Raw genomic sequence first — 17,191 nt, 5'->3', positions numbered from 1 at the left:
CGCCTCCGCGGCTCACTTCAGCAGCCGCGACATCCGGCGGTCCGCCAGCGGCTTGCCGCCCGTCTGGCAGGTCGGGCAGTACTGGAGCGAGGAGTCGCTGAAGGAGACCTCGCGGATGGTGTCGCCGCACACAGGGCAGGGCTCGCCGGTGCGGCCGTGCACCCTCAGACCGCTCTTCTTCTCGGCCTTGAGGCGTCCGGCGGCGACACCGTGGGAGCGTTCGACCGCCTCGGTGAGGGTGGTGCGCAGCGCGGCGTACAGGCCGCGCGTCTCCTCCGGGGTCAGGGACGAGGCGAGCTTGAAGGGCGACATCCGCGCCGCGTGCAGGATCTCGTCGCTGTAGGCGTTGCCCACGCCGGCGATCAGACTCTGGTCGCGCAGGGCGCCCTTGATCTGGCGGCGCTCGCCCTGGAGCAGCGCCGCGAAGCGCTCCTCGTCGAAGTCGTCGGCGAGCGGGTCGGGACCGAGCCGGGCCACGCCGGGGACGTCCTCGGGATCGCGGACGACGTACACCGCGAGGCGTTTCTGCGTCCCGGCCTCGGTGAGGTCGAACCCGGCGCCGGTGTCCAGGGCGACGCGCAGGGCGAGGGGGCCCTTGCCGGGGCGGGGCGGGCCGTCGGGCAACCGGTCCTTCCACTGGAGCCAGCCCGCGCGGGCGAGGTGGGTGACCAGGTGCGGCCCGCCGGCCGAGACGATGTCGAGGAACTTGCCGTACCGGCGCACGGCGGCGACCTCGCGCCCTTCGAGGGCGGTGGGCGGGGGGTCGTACGTCTTCAGGACGCTGATCGCGACCGGCAGGACGCGCACGATCTCGCGGCCGACCAGGTGCTCGGTCAGGAATTCCCTGAGCGCTTCCACCTCGGGCAGTTCGGGCATGGGTCCAGCCTGCCATCCCCGCTAGGGGCTGTCTGGCAGTACGAACTCGCTCCAGACCGCCTTGCCGCTGCCGCGCGCCTCCACGCCCCACACGTCGGCGAGCCGGTCCACCAGCAGCAGCCCGCGCCCGGAGACACCGGTCTCGCCCGCGTCGCGGCGGCGCGGCAGGGCGCTGGAGGAGTCCTCGACCTCGACGCGCAGCCTGCGTTCGCTGCCGCTGAGCACCCGCAGGGTGACCATCGCACAGCCCTCGGTGTGCATCAGGGCGTTGGTGATCAGCTCGTCGGCGACCAGTTCGATCTCGTCGGCGCGCTCGCCCGCGCCCCACGCGCGGGCGGAGGCGCGGATCAAGTGCCGGGCGAGGGTGAGGGCCTCGGGGTCACCGGGGACCACGTGCTGCTGGAGCCGGCCGCCGGGGCGCGCCGTGTCGAGGCCGCGGCGGCGCAGCAGGAGCAGGGCCACGTCGTCGTCCCCGCCGCGCTCCTCGGCCACGTCGATGAGCAGGTCGGCGAGCTCGCGCACGTCGCAGGGGCCCTGACGGATCAGTTCCGTGAGGGTCCGCATGCCGTCGTCGACGTCGCCGCCGGGCCGCTCCACGAGCCCGTCGGTGCACAGCAGCAGGGTCTGGCCGGGGTCGAGTTCGAGGGTGGTGACCGGGTACTCCAGCCGGCCGAACTCGGCGGACAGGCCGAGCGGCAGGCCGCCGTCGACCGGGGCGCGGCGGCAGGAGCCGTCGGTGTGCCGGACGATCGGGTCGATGTGCCCGGCCCGGGCCACCTGGACCACTCCGGTGGCGAGGTCGGCCTCCGCGTACAGACAGGTGGCGAAGCGGTCGGTGTCGAGTTCGTGCAGGAAGACGGAGGCGCGCGCCATCACGGTCGCCGGGGTGTGACCCTCGGCGGCGTAGGCGCGCAGCACGATGCGCAGCTGGCCCATGACGGCGGCCGCGTGGGTGTCGTGGCCCTGGACGTCGCCGATGACGGCGCCGACGCGGCCGCCCGGCAGCGGGATGAGGTCGTACCAGTCGCCGCCGATGTCCCGGCCGAGGGAGGCGGAGCGGTAGCGGACGACGACGTCGGCGCCGGGGACGCTGGGGATGGTGCGCGGCAGCATCGCCTGCTGGAGGTTCTGGGCGAGGTCCTTCTCCTGCTCGTAGAGCATGGCCCGCTGGAGGCTCTGCGCGATGCTGGTGCCGAGCGCGACCAGGACGGCCCGCTCCTCCGCCGAGAAGCCGCGCCGGTCGTTGTAGAGCAGCCCCATGGCGCCGATCGGGCGGGCCTGGGCGACGAGGGGGAGATAGGCCGCGGAGGTGATCCGCAGGCCGGTGATGTGCGGCCACAGGATCGGGTACTCCTCGGCGAACTCCTCCGAGGACTCGATGTACCGCGGGCTCAGCGTGCGGACGACCTCGCTCATCGGGTACGGCTCGTCGACGCGGGTGACCCGGGTGCCGGGCACGAAGCCGCCCGCGGGCCCCTCGGCGACGAGCCGGATGCGGCCCGACTCCACCAGGCCCATCACCAGGCTGGCAACGCCGAGGTGGCGCAGGCCGCCGGTGTCCTTGAGGACGTCGATGACGTCCTGGACGGTGCGGGCGGGCGCGAGGGCCGCGGTGATGGACTGCACGACGTCGGTCTGCCGGCGGAAGGCCGCGTTCTGGTCGGCCCAGGGGCCGCCCGTGTCGCCGTCCGTGACGTCCTTGGTGGCGTCCCGGACGATGCCGACGACACGGCGCGGCCGGCCCGTCGCGTCACGGTGGATGTGGCCCAGTGAGTGCGTCCAGCGCAGCGAGCCGTCACGGCGGCGGATACGGAAGTACGCCCCGTAGTTCTCGCTGCCGTCCTTGATGGCCTTGGCCACCTCGGCGTCGAGCCGGCTGGCCTCGATCGGGGGCACCCGGACGGCGAGGCTCTCCGGGCGCCCGTCGAACTCGTCCGGGAGCAGGTCGAAAACCTGGTACGCCTGGGCGTCCATGTGGAACAGACCGGCGTCCAGGTCCCAGTCGAAGGTGCCCAGACGGTTGAGCGCCAGGATCGGATCCGGATGAGCGGGCCACTCCTCCGGGACTGACAGGGCGCTCGCTCCCTGCTCAGCCATGCGCCCACCATGCCAGGATTCGGCCGATTCTTCGAGCGGGAGGGGCGACACGATCTCCCCTGTCGTTGCGGGCTTTTCGCCACTATTGTCTGCTTCACTCGCCCGGGTTGCGCAAACGGAGCGTCCCGGTACGGAGAGCGACCGCCGCGGGGCGCCACAATGAAGGAAGGAGCGCACCGCCGTGGACTGGTTCACCGCACCCGAGTACTGGTTGAGCCGGCTGGTCTTCCAGCGGGCTCTGGCCGGCGTGTACCTGGTCGCGTTCCTGGCGGCGGCCCTCCAGTTCCGCGCCCTGCTCGGCGAGCGCGGCATGCTGCCGATTCCCGAGTACGTCGCCCGTGTGCGGTTCCGGCGGGCGCCGAGCCTGTTCCACCTGCACTACTCGGACCGCTTCTTCGCCGCCTGCTGCTGGGCGGGCTGCGCGGTGTCGGCGGCCCTGCTCGCGGGAGCGGACTCCGAACTCCCGCTGTGGGGCGGGATGCTGCTGTGGCTGGCGCCGTGGGCGCTGTACCTGTCGATCGTCAACGTCGGCCAGACCTGGTACGCGTTCGGCTGGGAGTCGCTGCTGCTGGAGGTCGGCTTCCTCGCCGTGTTCCTCGGCAACGACGAGGTCGCGCCGCCGGTCGTGGTGCTGTTCCTGCTGCGCTGGATCCTGTTCCGGGTCGAGTTCGGCGCCGGGTTGATCAAGATGCGCGGCGACGAGTGCTGGCGGAAGCTGACCTGCCTGGACTATCACCACGAGACCCAGCCGATGCCGGGCCCGCTGAGCTGGTTCTTCCACCATCTGCCGAGGCCGCTGCACCGGGTGGAGGTGGCGGCCAACCACCTCACGCAACTCGTCGTGCCCTTCCTGCTGTTCACCCCGCAGCCGATCGCGTCGGCCGCGGCCGCCCTGATGGTCGTCACCCAGCTGTGGCTGGTCCTGTCCGGCAACTTCGCCTGGCTGAACTGGATCACCATCGTGCTGGCCCTGTCCGCGATCGAGTTCCCCACCGGCCCGCCGGCGGTCCCGGCCGCGCCGCTCTGGTACGAGATCGTCGTCCTGGCCGTCGCCGCGCTGCTGCTGTTCCTGAGCTACCGCCCGGTGACGAACATGATCTCCCGCCGCCAGGTCATGAACCGCTCCTTCGACCCGCTCCACCTGGTCAACACCTACGGCGCGTTCGGCAGCGTCAGCCGGGTGCGGTACGAGGTGGTGGTCGAGGGGACCCTGGACGAGCGGCCGCACGAGGACGCGGACTGGCGGGAGTACGAGTTCAAGGGCAAGCCCGGCGGTCCACGGCACTGGCCGCGCCAGTTCGCCCCGTACCATCTGCGGCTGGACTGGCTGATGTGGTTCGCCGCGCTGTCGCCCGCGTACGCCGGGGAGTGGTTCGGCGGGCTGATGGAGCGGCTCCTGGAGGGTGACCGCGCCACGCTGAAGCTGCTGCGCCGCTCCCCCTTCCCGTCCGGCCGGCCCCCGCGCTACGTCCGCGCCCGCCTCTTCCGCTACCGGTACACCGACTGGCGCGAGCTGCGGGAGACGGGCGCGTGCTGGGAGCGGACGTACGTCCGCGACTACATGCCGCCGACCCGGCTGGCGACGCGTGCGGAGAGCGCGTAGGCGGCGGACACACCGGCCGCCCACGCACTCCCCGCGTCGCTCAGCCCTGCTTCAGCCCCGCTCAGCCCCGCTTCAGCCGGAGCGTGACGAGCTCGAAGGGACGCAGCCGCAGCGCGATCCGGCTGCCGTCGCGCTCGGGCGCCGGGGCGTCGGCGAGCGGGCGCTCCAGCAGGTCGGTCACGGTGGCGCCGGTGACCTCGAAACCGGCCGTCAGTGTCGCCCGCGCCCGGCCGCCGTGGGCTTCGTGGAAGCGGACCACGACGTCGCCGCTGCCGTCGTCGGCCAGCTTGACGGCCGTGACGACCACCGCGTCGTCGTCCACCTCGATCAGCGGGGCGACCTCGCCGGCGCCGGTCAGATGCCGCTCGGGCAGATTGATCCGCCAGCCCTCGCGGACGGCGTCCCCGATGGCCGCGCCCGGCACCAGGGCGTGCCGGAAGCGGTGGACGCCCTGGTCGGTCTCGGGGTCGGGGAAGCGGGGCGCCCGCAGCAGGGAGACCCGGACGGTGGTGGTCGTGCCGCGGTCGCCGTCGGTGCGGACGGTACGGGTCACGTCGTGGCCGTACGTCGAGTCGTTGACGATCGCCACGCCCCAGCCGGGCTCCGCCAGGTGGACGAAGCGGTGGTTGCAGGCCTCGAACCTGGCGGCGTCCCAGGAGGTGTTGGTGTGCGTGGGGCGGTGGAAGTGCCCGAACTGGGTCTCGGAGGCGTACCGTTCGGCGTGCACGTCGAGCGGGAAGGCCAGCTTGAGGAACTTCTCCGTCTCGTGCCAGTCCACCTCCGTGTCGACCACCAGCCGCCGCTCCCCCGGTGGCAGCGACAGCAGTTGGGTGACGCGGGAGTCGCCGAAGGAGCGGACGATCCGTACCGACGCGGCCTCCTCGCCCGCGGTCACCTCGTCGGCGTCCGTGAGGTCCGTGACCGTGTTGCGATAGAAGGCGTCGACGTCCCAGGCGTCCCACATGTTGGGGAGGTCCTGGTGCAGCTGGAGCAGGTTGCCGGCGCCGCCGGGGGCGATCGTCTCGCGGCCGGCCTCGACGTCGTACACGGAATCGACCAGACCGCGGGCGTCGACCACGATCCTCAACAGGCCGTTGTCCAGGGTGAATCCGCCGTCGGGGCGCGGTATGCGGCGAGTCTCGCCGACCGCCCGCGGGGTCGCGGCGCCGCCCGCCGGGACGCCGTCGCGCTCGTGCGGGGCCGCGTTGAAGACGAGCGGGGTGGTGCCCTCGCCGGCCAGGGCGCGCTGAGCCGCGCCGATGAGGGCGTCCAGTTCGGCGGCGACGCGGGCGTACGTCGCGCGGGCCTCGCGGTGCACCCAGGCGATCGAGGAGCCGGGCAGGATGTCGTGGAACTGGTGCAGCAGCACCGTCTTCCACAGGCGGTCCAACTCCTCGTACGGATAGGGGAATCCGGTGCGGACGGCGGCGGTGGCCGCCCACATCTCGGCCTCGCGCAGCAGGTGTTCGCTGCGGCGGTTGCCCTGCTTGGTCCTGGCCTGGCTGGTGAGGGTGGCGCGATGGAGTTCGAGGTAGAGCTCGCCGACCCAGACGGGCGGACGCTCGTACTCGGCCTCGGCCTTCTCGAAGAACGCCTCGGGCGTCTCCCAGGTGACGGTGGCCGAGCCCTCCAGGTCGCCCAGCCGGGCCGCACGGGCGACCATCTCACGGGTCGTGCCGCCGCCTCCGTCGCCGAAACCGCTGGGCGCGAGGGAGTGGCGGGCACTGCCCTTGTCCCTGAAGTTGCGCGCGGCATGGGCGATTTCGCTGCCGCTCATGGAGCAGTTGTAGGTGTCGACGGGCGGGAAGTGCGTGAAAATTCGGGTGCCGTCGATGCCCTCCCAAAGGAAGGTGTGGTGGGGGAACTTGTTCGTGCGGGACCACGAGATCTTCTGTGTCAGCAGCCATTTGGAGCCCGCCGCGCGGATGATCTGCGGGAGCCCGGCGGCGAAGCCGAAGGTGTCGGGCAGCCACGCCTCCTGGTTCTCGATGCCGAACTCGTCGAGGAAGAACCGCTTTCCGTGCACGAACTGCCGGGCCATCGCCTCCGAGCCGGGCATGTTGGTGTCCGACTCCACCCACATCCCGCCGGCCGGCACGAACCGCCCGTCCGCGACCGACTTCTTCACCCGCGCCCACACCTCGGGCCGGTGCTCCTTCACCCAGGCCCACTGCTGCGCCTGCGACATGGCGAAGACGAAGTCCGGCTCGTCCTGGAGCAGCGCGGTCATGTTGGCGGCCGTGCGCGCCACCTTCCGTACGGTCTCCCGCAGCGGCCACAGCCACGCCGAGTCGATATGTGCGTGGCCGACGGCGCTGATGCGGTGGGCGGACGGCACGGCGGGCGCGGCGAGGACGTCGGTGAGGTACGAACGCGCTTGTCCCGCCGTGCCGCCCACGTCCTGGAGGTCGAGGGCGTCGAGGGCGCGCTCCACCGCGCGCAGGATCTCCCAGCGGCGCGCCGAGTCCGCGGGCAGCTCCGCCATCAGCTCGCCGAGCACCTCCAGGTCGATCACCAGCTGCCACACGGTCTCGTCGAGGACGGCGAGGTCCATCCGGGCGAGCGTGTACTGGGGCTCGCTGCCCGCGGTGTCCTTGTCGCCGAGCGGGGTGGGCACGAAGGGGCGGGGGCCGAAGATGACCGGGTTGGAGGCGGCCTCGACGTACAGCCGCACCTCCTCGCCGCCCTGGACGGGCGCGCCGACGCGGACCCACTGGTTGTGCGGGTTGAGGCCCTTCACCGGGCTGCCGTCGGGACGGTAGACCAGGCCCTCGCACTGGAAGCCGGTCATGGAGTCGTCGAAGCCGAGATCGAGCAGGGCCTCGACGGTCCGGCCGGCCCACGCCTTCGGGACGGTCCCGGTCACCCGGAACCAGCTGGTCCCCCAGGGGGCGCCCCAGCGGGCACCCACCTCGATCGGCTCGGGGTCGGCCGCGAGCCCCTCGGCGACCGGCACGGGTTCGCCCGGCGCATGCCACACCGCGACCTCCAGCGGCACGGACTCGGGGTACACAGCGGGGCGGACACGCTCGTCGAGGACACGCTTGAGCCGGGCTTCCACCAGAGTGCGGTCGTCATGCATGGGGGGTGCTCCGATGCTGGTCGCGGATGGACACCTGGGGTGCGTGACGACCTCTGGGGCCGCCGCACACTCCCAGCGTCGGCCGGAAGCGCCGCCCGGACAACCATGCCTATGACGCCGGTCACTCACCGGCCCGGGGCCGGGGAGGATCTCGACGTGGGGCGCGGGAGCGGGCAGAGTTCTCCCGACACCTGACGTACTGACGAGTAAGTCCTCAGCCGAGTTCTCAGCGCACCTCCCAGGAGCAGTCGTGACCAAGTGGATCGGCCGGACGGCCGCCGAGATCGCCGCCGCCGTACGCGACAAGCGCGCCACGCCGCGCGAGGTGGTGGCCGAGCACCTTGCGCGGATCGAGCGGCTCGACGGCCGGATCGGCGCCTTCCGTACCGTGCGCGCCGAGGCGGCGCTCGCCGAGGCCGATGCCCTGGCCGACCGTTCCGACCTGGCCGAACTCCCGCTCGCCGGTGTGCCGGTGGCCATCAAGGACAACCTCGGTGTACGCGGGGAGTCGACCCGCAACGGCTCCGCCGCCACCCCGGACACCCCCGCCGCCGAGGACCATGTGACCGTGGCCCGGCTGCGGGCGGCGGGCGCGGTGGTCGTGGGCCTGACGAACGTGCCCGAGCTGTGCGTCTTCGGCACCACCGAGGGGGTGTACGGCATCTCCCGCAACCCGTGGGACACGGCGCGCTCGGCGGGCGGCTCCTCGGGCGGCAGCGCGGCCGCGGTCGCTGCAGGCCTGACTCCGATCGCGCTGGGCAACGACGGCATGGGCTCGCTGCGCATCCCCGCGGCCAACTGCGGCCTGGTCACGCTCAAGCCGGGGCACGGGGTGATCCCGGCCGGGATCGGCAACGGCGACTGGTTCGGCATGTCCGAGAACGGACCGCTGGCGACCACGGTCGAGGATCTCCGGCTGATGCTCTCGGCCCTGGCCGGCACAGAGTTCACGGCCGCGGAGCCCGCGGACGGGGACGAGCCGGCCGCGCTGAGGATCGGCGTCTCCCTGCGCAGCCCGCTCGCCGGGACCAGCGTGACCCGGCCGTACGCGGCCGCGGTGCGGGAGGCGGCCGGGTTGCTGGCGGGGGCGGGCCACCGGGTGCGCCGGGCCGAGCCGCCGTACCCGGTGACCATGGGCCTCACCGCGCTCCAGCACTGGACGGCGGGCACCGCGGTGGACGCCGCCGCCCTCGACCCGGCGCTGCTGGCCCCGCGCACCCGGGCCCACGCCGCCGTCGGACGCCGCTTCCTGCGCACCGTCCGCACCGGCGACCACCGCGAGCGGCTGCGTCGGCGCCTGATCCCCTTCTTCGCCGAGCACGACGTGCTGCTCACCCCGGCTCTCGCCCGCCGCTCGCCCAAGGCGGGGTCGTGGCACGAGCGCGGCTGGCTGAGCAACGTCCTCGCCAACACCGCCTGTTCACCGCTGACCCCGGCGTGGAACCTCACGGGCTGGCCCGCCATGTCCGTCCCGTTCGGCACGCTGCCCTCGGGCGCGCCCGGCGCCGTACAACTCGTGGGCCTGCCGGGGTCGGAGCCGAAGCTGCTGGAGCTGGCGGAGCGGCTGGAGAGCCTGCGGCCGTGGCAGCGCACGGCGCTGCTGGACTGACGCGGGGAGGGGACGAGCCCGGGGAGCGGACGTCCGGACGGACAGAGAGGAGCCGCGGTCCGGTGTCGGCCGCGGCTTCTTCGGTGCGGGTGGCCGGCATGGGCGTGACTCCTGCGCACGCCCATGCGTCCGGCGATCGCGAGGTGGCTGACCCGGCGGTCAGTCCACGCTCGGCAGGATGTGCGGTTCGGCGAGATCCTCCTCGTAACCCGCGAGGCGGATCGGAGCGGACCGGGCCCACACGTCGAGGTTGCCGAGCTGACCGGGCCTCTTGCCCGGGCTCTCCTTGCTCTTCTTGCTGCTCTGCTCGCGATTCGTCTTCTCCGGTGTCACCGCGCACTCCTTATGTGTCGGGTCACCCTCGGGGCGAACCGGAACAGTCTGTGATCCGGCACGTCACGCCCGCTCGGGTCTGGAGGGAAGGCCAGTTCGGACGCGGTGGCGCCGGCAACTCGTAGGAGAACAGACCGTTGTGAAGCGGTCGCCTCGGGACGGACGGTGGGTGGGGATGGGACCCAGTCGTGCTGTCCGTCGGCTATAGAGTAACCAAATGAGCGGGGGCGCGCTCGATAGGGAGTGCAAACAAGGCGTAACCATTGCGATCCAATGTGTGCTCCATCAGCCCAATTTTGCGCCCATTTGTCACATGATGCACCCTTTGGGGCCACCCATTCGGCGGACATCGCCGCACACGTGTCCTCGACGTCGAGCAGTTCAGGCGGCGTTGGCCGGACCGAAAACTCGTCCTGCTCTGCTGGCGTCCACACGAGCCGTATCGCGGGAGGACGGACGGATGGAGCTGCGCGGCGTCGAGGAGCTGATGGAGATGCTGTACGCGTGCCGGAGCGAGCGCGCGCTGCGGACCGCGGCTCTCCTGCGTCGCAGCCGTCCCGCCGACAAGGAGCTCCAGGTCGCGGGGCTGATGCGGGACAGCGGGCGGCTGCTGGGGCCGAGCGAGGAGGCCGAGCAGGCGGACCGCGCGGCCGCCGCGGTGCGGCCACTGCTCGGCGACCGGGTCGCCCGTCTCGTACGCCACCACGGCATGGCCCGGGGCCCGTACGCCGACGACGACCTGCTGTCCCTGCGTGCGGCGGACGAGGAGGGCCGGACCGCCGGTTTCGACGCGGGGGTCCTGGAGGACTGGCGCACGGTGCTGGAACTGGTGGCGGCACGGCACGCGGGGCCGGGGCGGGCGGCTGACGGCGCGTCATGATCCGGTACGGCGCATGACGGCGCGTCATGATCCGGTACGGCGCGCTCGGCGCCGTACCGGATCAGCGGCGGTGGAGCCGGGTCACCACTTGCCGGGCGCGTAGTCCTTCATGAACACGCCGTACAGGTCCTCGCCCGCCTCGCCGCGCACGATCGGGTCGTAGACGCGGGCCGCGCCGTCGACCAGGTCGAGCGGGGCGTGGAAGCCCTCGTCGGCGAGGCGGAGCTTGTCGAAGTGGGGACGCTCGTCGGTGATCCAGCCGGTGTCGACCGAGGTCATGAGGATGCCGTCGGCGTCGAACATCTCCTGGGCGCTGGTGCGCGTCACCATGTTCATCGCGGCCTTGGCGGCGTTGGTGTTGGGGTGGCCGGCGCCCTTGTAGCCGCGGCCGAAGACGCCCTCCATCGCCGAGACGTTGACGACGTACGCGCGTCCGCTCGTCGCCTTCCTGGCCGCCTCCGCCATGACCGGGCGGAGCTTGCTGATCAGGATGAACGGCGCCGTGTAGTTGCACAGCTGGGTCTCGAGGAGCTCCACCGGGGAGATCTGCTCGATGGTCTGCACCCAGGTGTTGGACTCGACGACGTCGGGGAGCAGGCCGCCCGCGTCGATGGCGGTGCCGTCGAGGTGCCGGGCGACGCTGGCGTTGCCCGCGACCAGGGCGAGGTCGGCGACCTTCTGGGCGTCGAGGCCGCTGGTGCCGACGGGCAGGGCCGCCAGACCGTCGACCGCGCCGGAGTTGAAGGCGCCGATGACGTGGTGCGCGGGAAGCTCACCGGCCGGCAGCGGGGCACTCTCGCCGTCGACCAGGGCGGCGTAGGCGGAGGGCAGCCGGCGCACGGTCTGCGTCGCGTTGTTGATCAGGATGTCGAGCGGGCCGGCCTCGGTGATCTGGTCCGCGAGGGCCACGGCCTGCGCCGGGTCGCGCAGGTCGATGCCCACGACCTCCAGGCGGTGCATCCAGTCCGCCGAGTCCTCCATCGCCTTGAAACGGCGGATGGCGTCCTTCGGGAAGCGCGTGGTGATCGTCGTGTGCGCGCCGTCGCGCAGCAGCCGCAGCGCGATGTACATGCCGATCTTGGCGCGGCCGCCGGTGAGCAGCGCGCGCTTGCCGGTGAGGTCGGCGCCGGCGTCGCGCTTGGCGCGGTTCAGGCCGGCGCAATCGGGACAGAGCTGGTGGTAGAAGTAGTCGACTTCCACGTACCGGGACTTGCAGGTGTAGCAGGAGCGCGGGCGCTGGAGTATCCCCGCGATCCTGCCGGACTCGGTGCTCGACGACGGCAGGATGCCCTCGGTCTCGTCGTCGATGCGCTGGGCGGAGCCGGTCGCGGTGGCCTCGGTGATCGCCTTGTCGTGCGCGGTCTTGGCGGCCCGGCGCTCCTGGCGGCGGCGCTGCTTGACCGTGCGGTAGATGTGCGAGGTGGCCCGGCGCACCTTGATCGCGTCGGGGTGGTCGACCTCGATCTTGTCGAGCTCCTCCAGTACGGCGAGGCAGACCGCCAGGCGCTCGGGGTCGATGCCGGGGCCGTGGACCACCTCGTCGCCGGGCTCGTTCGCCACGCCCGAGGCCGTCAGGCCGTCGTCTGTCACCGTCATCGCGCTGCCGCTTCCCTGATCACCTGCGCAGGGCACCGGTCGCGCCCGCTTTCGAACAGGGAATTTTACGGAGCACTCCCCCATACCACCAAACCGCTCCGGGGGAGACCCCTGGGGGGGCACCCGGGTGAGGCCGCCCCGCACGGCCGCGCGCGCCGCCGACGCGCCTGGCGCGAGACGGCGCGAGGGCCGGCCGAGGGCCTCGACGGGAATCGTCAGGCGTCCTGTTCGATCGTGACGTTCAGCTGCTTCATCAGCGGCTGGTCGCTCTGGGCGCTGTAGTCGCTGACCGAGATCAGCTGGTTCAGCTCCGGCATGTAGCCGGCGGCGACGCCGCGCGGGATGTCGTGTTCGACCGCGAGGAAGCCTTTCAGCGTGCGCTCGGTCCCGTCCTTGGCGTATGCCGTGATCGTGGTCGGCTGGAACTCCTTCAGGCCGCGCTCGCGCATGTCGTCGCCGTTCATGAAGACGAGCGTGCGCAGGTGGTGGATGCCGCGGTAGCGGTCGTTGTCGGTGTAGATCGTGGTGTTCCACTGGTCGTGGGAGCGCATCGCGCCCAGGACGAGCCGCCCGTCGCGGGGCACCACGTCGGGCAGGGGGGCGTGCGAGAACTCGGCGCGCCCTGAGGGGGTGAGGAAGACCAGCTCGCGGGCGGGCTGCTTGATCCGGAAGCCCATCGGCTGCCGGACGCGCCGGTTGAAGTCCTCGAAGCCGTACAGGACCTTCGCCATGGTGTCGCGGATGCGGTCGTAGTCCTCGACGTACCACTCCCACGGGGTGGCGGAGTCCGGCAGCGCCGCCCGGGCGAGGCCGGCGATGATCGCGGGCTCGGAGAGCAGGTGCGGCGAGGCCGGGTGCTGGTTGCCCTGCGAGAGGTGGACCATCGAATCGCCGTCCTCGACCGACAGCCGCTGCAGGCCGCCGCTCTGCATGTCCTTCTCGGTGCGGCCCAGGCACGGCAAGATCAGGGCCCGCTTGCCGTGGACGATGTGGCTGCGGTTGAGCTTGGTGCTGACGTAGACGGTCAGATCCACCTTCCGCAGGCTCGCGTAGGTGTACCTGGTGTCGGGCAGCGCGAGCGCGAAGTTGCCCGCCATGCCGACGAAGACCTTGATGTCGCCGCGGTCCATCGCCTCGACGGTGCCGATGACGTCCAGCCCCTCCTCCCGCGGCGGGTCGATCCCGCAGACCTCGGCGAGCTTGTCGAGGAACTCCCGCGTGGGGGCGTTGGTGATGCCGCAGGTGCGGTTGCCCTGCACGTTGCTGTGGCCGCGGTTGGGAGCGGCGCCGGCGCCCTCGCGGCCGATGTTGCCGCGCAGCAGCAGGACGTTGACGATCTCGCGGATCGTGTCGACGGCGTGCTCGTGCTGGTTGACGCCCAGGCCCCAGGTCATGATCGACCGGTCGGCCTCGCGGTAGATCGTGGCGGCCTTGAGGATGTCCTCCCTGGCCACGCCCGACTGCTGGACGATCTCGTCCCACGAGGTGTCCTCGACCAGCCTCCGGTAGGCGTCGAAGCCGGTCGTGTGGCGCGCCAGGAACTCCCTGTCGATCGCGTGATCGTCCCTCTCGGACATCTCCAGGGTCGCCTTGGCGATCCCGCGCATCAGCGCCATGTCGCCGGCGGACCGCGGCTGGATATTGAGGTTGCTGGTCGGGGTGGCGTGGAAGGTCGCCATCGCCACGAGGTCGTGCGGAATGATCGTGCGGGTGGCACCCGCCTCGACCTGCGGGTTGATGTGGACGAGCTTCTTGCCGGCGCGGTAGAGCTGCGCCAGCGGGGTGAGCATGCGCGGCGCGTTGGACGCGGCGTTGATGCCGATCACGAAGACGGCGTCCGCGGCCTCCCAGTCCTTGAGGTCCACGGTGCCCTTGCCGGTGCCGAGCGAGGCGATCATCGCGCGGCTGCCGGCCTCGGTGCACATGTTGGCGCAGTCGGGCTGGTTGTTGGTGCCGAGCTCTCGGGTCATGAGCTGGTAGAGGAAGGAAGCCTCGTTGCCCAGCCGTCCCGAGGTGTAGTACGAGGCCTGGTTCGGATCCTCAAGAGCGCGGACGGCGTCGCCGAAGAGCTTGAACGCGTCCGCCCAGCTGATGGGCACGTAGTGGTCGGTCTCCGGGTCGTAGGTCATCGGCTCGGTCAGCCGGCCCTGCGCCTCGAGGTCGTGGTCGTTCCAGTCGAACAGCGACGTGACGGTGTGCTCCGCGAAGAACTCGCGGGTGACGCGCTTGCCCGTCATCTCCCACGTGGTGTGCTTGATGCCGTTCTCGCAGAGGTCCAGCGCCAGGCCCTTGGTGTCGGGCCACGCACAGCCCGGGCAGTCGAAGCCGCCGCTGTCCTCCTGGTTCATCTTCAGCATCTCGAGCGAGCCCACCACGACCTCGCGCTCGTCGACCAGGAACTCGCCCACAGCCTTGGCCGCGCCCCAGCCCGCCGCCGGATGCGTGTACGGCTTCGACTTGGGCGGCCCTTTCGGCACGGGGCCCACCCGCGGCTCCAGCGGCTCCCCGGCGGCGGCCCTGTCCTGCCGTCCGATTTCGGCGTCGTCTTCGAACAAGCCATGATCATCCACGATGATCCCCTTAGTCTCATTTCTCCACTTTTGAGGCTATGTTCCCCCGGGCCCGGTCCCGTACCGCGACGCGTCCGACGAAGACCGCCCGGGATCCCCGGCTTCCCGCCCCGATGACCTCAGGATGCAGACACTGACGTCGAGCTCCGGAGGTCATCCCACATGAGAGGGACCCGGCTTGAGCGGCTGTGTCTGGCGGGGGTGATGACGGCGTCCGCGCTGCTCCTCGCCCCCGCCGCGCGGTCCGCCGAACCGAGCGGCGGCCCGCTCACCGACCTGGTCGACCCGTTCATCGGCACCGAGAACGAGGGCAACACCTTCCCCGGCGCGACGGTGCCCTTCGGGATGGTCCAGCTCTCGCCCGACACCGGGCACCGGACGGGGTACGACTACTCCGACAGCCGCATCCGGGGCTTCTCGCTGGTCCACCTCTCCGGCGTCGGGTGCCGTATCGGCGGGGACCTGCCGGTCCTGCCGACCACCGGGGACGTCACGGAGACGGACTACGCCCGGTACGCGGCCGGCTTCCGGCACACCGACGAACAGGCGAGCCCGGGCTCCTACCGGGTCGGCCTGTCCTCCGGGATCACCGCCGAGCTGACCGCCACCACGCGCACCGGCGTGCAGCGCTACACCTTCCCGGCCACCGACAAGGCCAACGTCCTGCTCAACGCGGGCCAGTCGCTGCACAAGGCGGTCGGCGCCAGGGTCGAGATCCTCGACGACCGCACCGTGCGCACCACGATCACCGGCCGCGGCTTCTGCCGCGACACCCTGCCGTACACCGTGCACACGATCACCCGCTTCGACCGGCCCTTCACCGCGTACGGCACCTGGGACGGCGCCGCCGTCACCGACGGCTCCCGCACCGGCCGCGGCGGCGCCTACGTCCGGTTCGACACCACCGGGGACCGCACGGTCACGGCGACCACCGCGCTGTCGTACGTCGACCCGCGGGGCGCGGAGGTCAACCTGCGGGCGGAGGGCGGCCGTTCGTTCGACGCGGTGCGCGAGGCGGCCCGGCGGGCGTGGGAGGGGCGGCTGCGCACGGTCCGTGTCCGAGGCGGGGACGACACCCGGCGCCGTACGTTCTACTCGTCGCTGTACCGGTCGTTCCTCGCGCCGAGCACGGGCAGCGACGCGGACGGCCGCTACACCGGCTGGGACCAGCGGACCCACCGCGCCAAGGGGTTCACGTACTACCAGAACTGGTCCCTGTGGGACACCTACCGCACCCAGTGCCAGCTCCTCGCCCTGCTCGCGCCGCGCGAGGCCCGCGACATGGCCCGGTCGGTGATCAGGGTCGGCGAGGAGGGCGGCTGGCTGCCCAAGTGGGGCTACGCCACGGCCGAGACGAACATCATGACCGGCGACCCGGTCACCCCGTTCCTCACCACCGCGTACCAGCTCGGTCTTCTCAGGGGGTACGAGGAACGGGCGTACCGCGTGCTGCGGCAGAACGCCGACGGCGTGCCCCCGGTCGACGTGCCGATGGCCGGCCGGGAGGCCAACGACGAGTACCTGGCGAACGGCTTCGCCCCCTACGTCCCGGGCCGCCCGCAGGCCAAGCTCGGCGACTCGGACTACCACCAGGGCGCCTCGGTGACCCTGGAGTACGCCCTGTCCGACGCGATGCTCGCGCAGATGGCCCGCGCCCTCGGCCACACCGCGGACGCCGACCGGTGGGCGGCCCGCTCACGCAACTACCGCAACGTCTTCGATCCGTCGACCGGCTTCTTCCGCGCCCGGGACGCCTCCGGCGCCTTCGCCGGACCGGCCGACCCGGCCCGCAGCGTCGGCTTCCACGAGGGCACCGCCTGGCAGTACCAGTGGCTGGTGCCGCAGGACGTGCCGGACCTGGTCCGCCTGATCGGCGGTCAGCGGGCGGCCAACGACCGGCTGGACGCGTTCTTCGCCTACGACCGGCTGCTGACCGACCCCGAGCGCACCGCCCGCGAGGTGTGGGTGCACGGCGACCCGTACACGTACTACAACGCGGCCGTGTACAACCCGATGAACGAGCCCGACCTCATCGCCCCGTACACCTACCTCTCGACCGGGCAGCCCTGGAAGACGACCGACGTGGTGCACGCGGCGATGACCCTGTTCACGGACGCGCCGACCGGCATGACCGGCAACGACGACCTGGGCACGATGTCCGCCTGGCACGTGCTGTCCTCGATCGGGCTCTTCCCGGTCCAGCCCGGGTACGGCACCTGGGGGCTGTCCACGCCCGTCTTCGACCGCGTGGACCTCGCCCTCGACCGCCGCTACTGGCCCGGCGGCCGGCTGACGGTCAGCGCGCCGGGGACCTCGGCGGCCGACCGCTACGTCCAGGGCGTCGCCGCGGACGGGGTCCCGTACGGCCGGACGTATCTGACGACGGACGCCCTGCGCTCCCTGCGCGAGCTGTCCTTCACGGTCGGCCCGCACCCGTCGGAGTGGGGCACGTCCCCGGGGTCCGCGCCGCCCTCCCTGACGTGACCTCAGGTGCCTGGGCAGTCCCGCCCCTTTCGGCGGGCGCAACTTCATCTGAAGTTAACTG

General features: G+C 71.9%; 10 protein-coding genes. 4 read left to right on the top strand and 6 right to left on the bottom strand.

Annotated elements, in window-relative coordinates; genetic code table 11:
- Positions 1 to 12: 12 nt before the first annotated feature.
- The gene (locus QFZ74_RS27780; protein WP_307623577.1) at positions 13 to 876 is read right to left on the bottom strand and encodes an Fpg/Nei family DNA glycosylase; all 864 of its coding nucleotides are present in this window, start codon (positions 874 to 876) and stop codon (positions 13 to 15) included.
- 21 nt (positions 877 to 897) lie between these two features.
- Entirely contained in the window at positions 898 to 2,973 is a 2,076-nt protein-coding gene (locus QFZ74_RS27775; RefSeq protein WP_307623576.1) for a SpoIIE family protein phosphatase, read from the bottom strand.
- A 181-nt stretch (positions 2,974 to 3,154) separates the two neighbouring features.
- On the opposite strand from QFZ74_RS27775, the gene QFZ74_RS27770 reads away from it, so the two are divergent.
- Positions 3,155 to 4,576, top strand: a complete 1,422-nt coding sequence (locus QFZ74_RS27770) for a lipase maturation factor family protein (RefSeq protein WP_307623575.1) — start codon at positions 3,155 to 3,157, stop codon at positions 4,574 to 4,576.
- A gap of 61 nt (positions 4,577 to 4,637) precedes the next feature.
- Here QFZ74_RS27770 and QFZ74_RS27765 read toward each other — a convergent pair whose 3' ends face one another.
- Entirely contained in the window at positions 4,638 to 7,658 is a 3,021-nt protein-coding gene (locus tag QFZ74_RS27765) for a glycoside hydrolase family 38 C-terminal domain-containing protein (protein ID WP_307623574.1), read from the bottom strand.
- Between the two features lie 250 nt (positions 7,659 to 7,908).
- Between QFZ74_RS27765 and QFZ74_RS27760 the strand changes: the two genes are divergently transcribed.
- On the top strand, positions 7,909 to 9,267 hold the full coding sequence (locus QFZ74_RS27760) for an amidase (protein WP_307623573.1): 1,359 nt from the start codon (positions 7,909 to 7,911) through the stop codon (positions 9,265 to 9,267).
- A 159-nt stretch (positions 9,268 to 9,426) separates the two neighbouring features.
- On the opposite strand, the gene QFZ74_RS27755 is transcribed toward QFZ74_RS27760, so the two are convergent.
- Complete coding sequence (locus QFZ74_RS27755; RefSeq protein ID WP_307623572.1) at positions 9,427 to 9,600, bottom strand: hypothetical protein; 174 nt, start codon at positions 9,598 to 9,600, stop codon at positions 9,427 to 9,429.
- A 460-nt stretch (positions 9,601 to 10,060) separates the two neighbouring features.
- Between QFZ74_RS27755 and QFZ74_RS27750 the strand changes: the two genes are divergently transcribed.
- Positions 10,061 to 10,480 (top strand): hypothetical protein, encoded by a 420-nt coding sequence (locus QFZ74_RS27750; RefSeq protein WP_307623571.1) that lies wholly within the window; start codon positions 10,061 to 10,063, stop codon positions 10,478 to 10,480.
- A gap of 81 nt (positions 10,481 to 10,561) precedes the next feature.
- On the opposite strand, the gene QFZ74_RS27745 is transcribed toward QFZ74_RS27750, so the two are convergent.
- Both QFZ74_RS27745 and QFZ74_RS27740 read right to left on the bottom strand, forming a co-directional pair.
- Entirely contained in the window at positions 10,562 to 12,076 is a 1,515-nt protein-coding gene (locus QFZ74_RS27745; RefSeq protein ID WP_307623570.1) for an SDR family NAD(P)-dependent oxidoreductase, read from the bottom strand.
- A 215-nt stretch (positions 12,077 to 12,291) separates the two neighbouring features.
- On the bottom strand, positions 12,292 to 14,631 hold the full coding sequence (locus QFZ74_RS27740; protein ID WP_307623569.1) for an FdhF/YdeP family oxidoreductase: 2,340 nt from the start codon (positions 14,629 to 14,631) through the stop codon (positions 12,292 to 12,294).
- Positions 14,632 to 14,808: 177 nt separating this feature from the next.
- Between QFZ74_RS27740 and QFZ74_RS27735 the strand changes: the two genes are divergently transcribed.
- Positions 14,809 to 17,130, top strand: a complete 2,322-nt coding sequence (locus QFZ74_RS27735; RefSeq protein WP_307623568.1) for a GH92 family glycosyl hydrolase — start codon at positions 14,809 to 14,811, stop codon at positions 17,128 to 17,130.
- Positions 17,131 to 17,191 lie beyond the last annotated feature (61 nt).

Origin of the sequence: Streptomyces sp. V3I7, from assembly GCF_030817495.1 — a bacterium.
GTDB lineage: Bacteria > Actinomycetota > Actinomycetes > Streptomycetales > Streptomycetaceae > Streptomyces.
The sequence above is the reverse complement of the archived record's forward strand: the minus strand, read 5'-3'. Positions and strand labels throughout refer to the sequence as shown.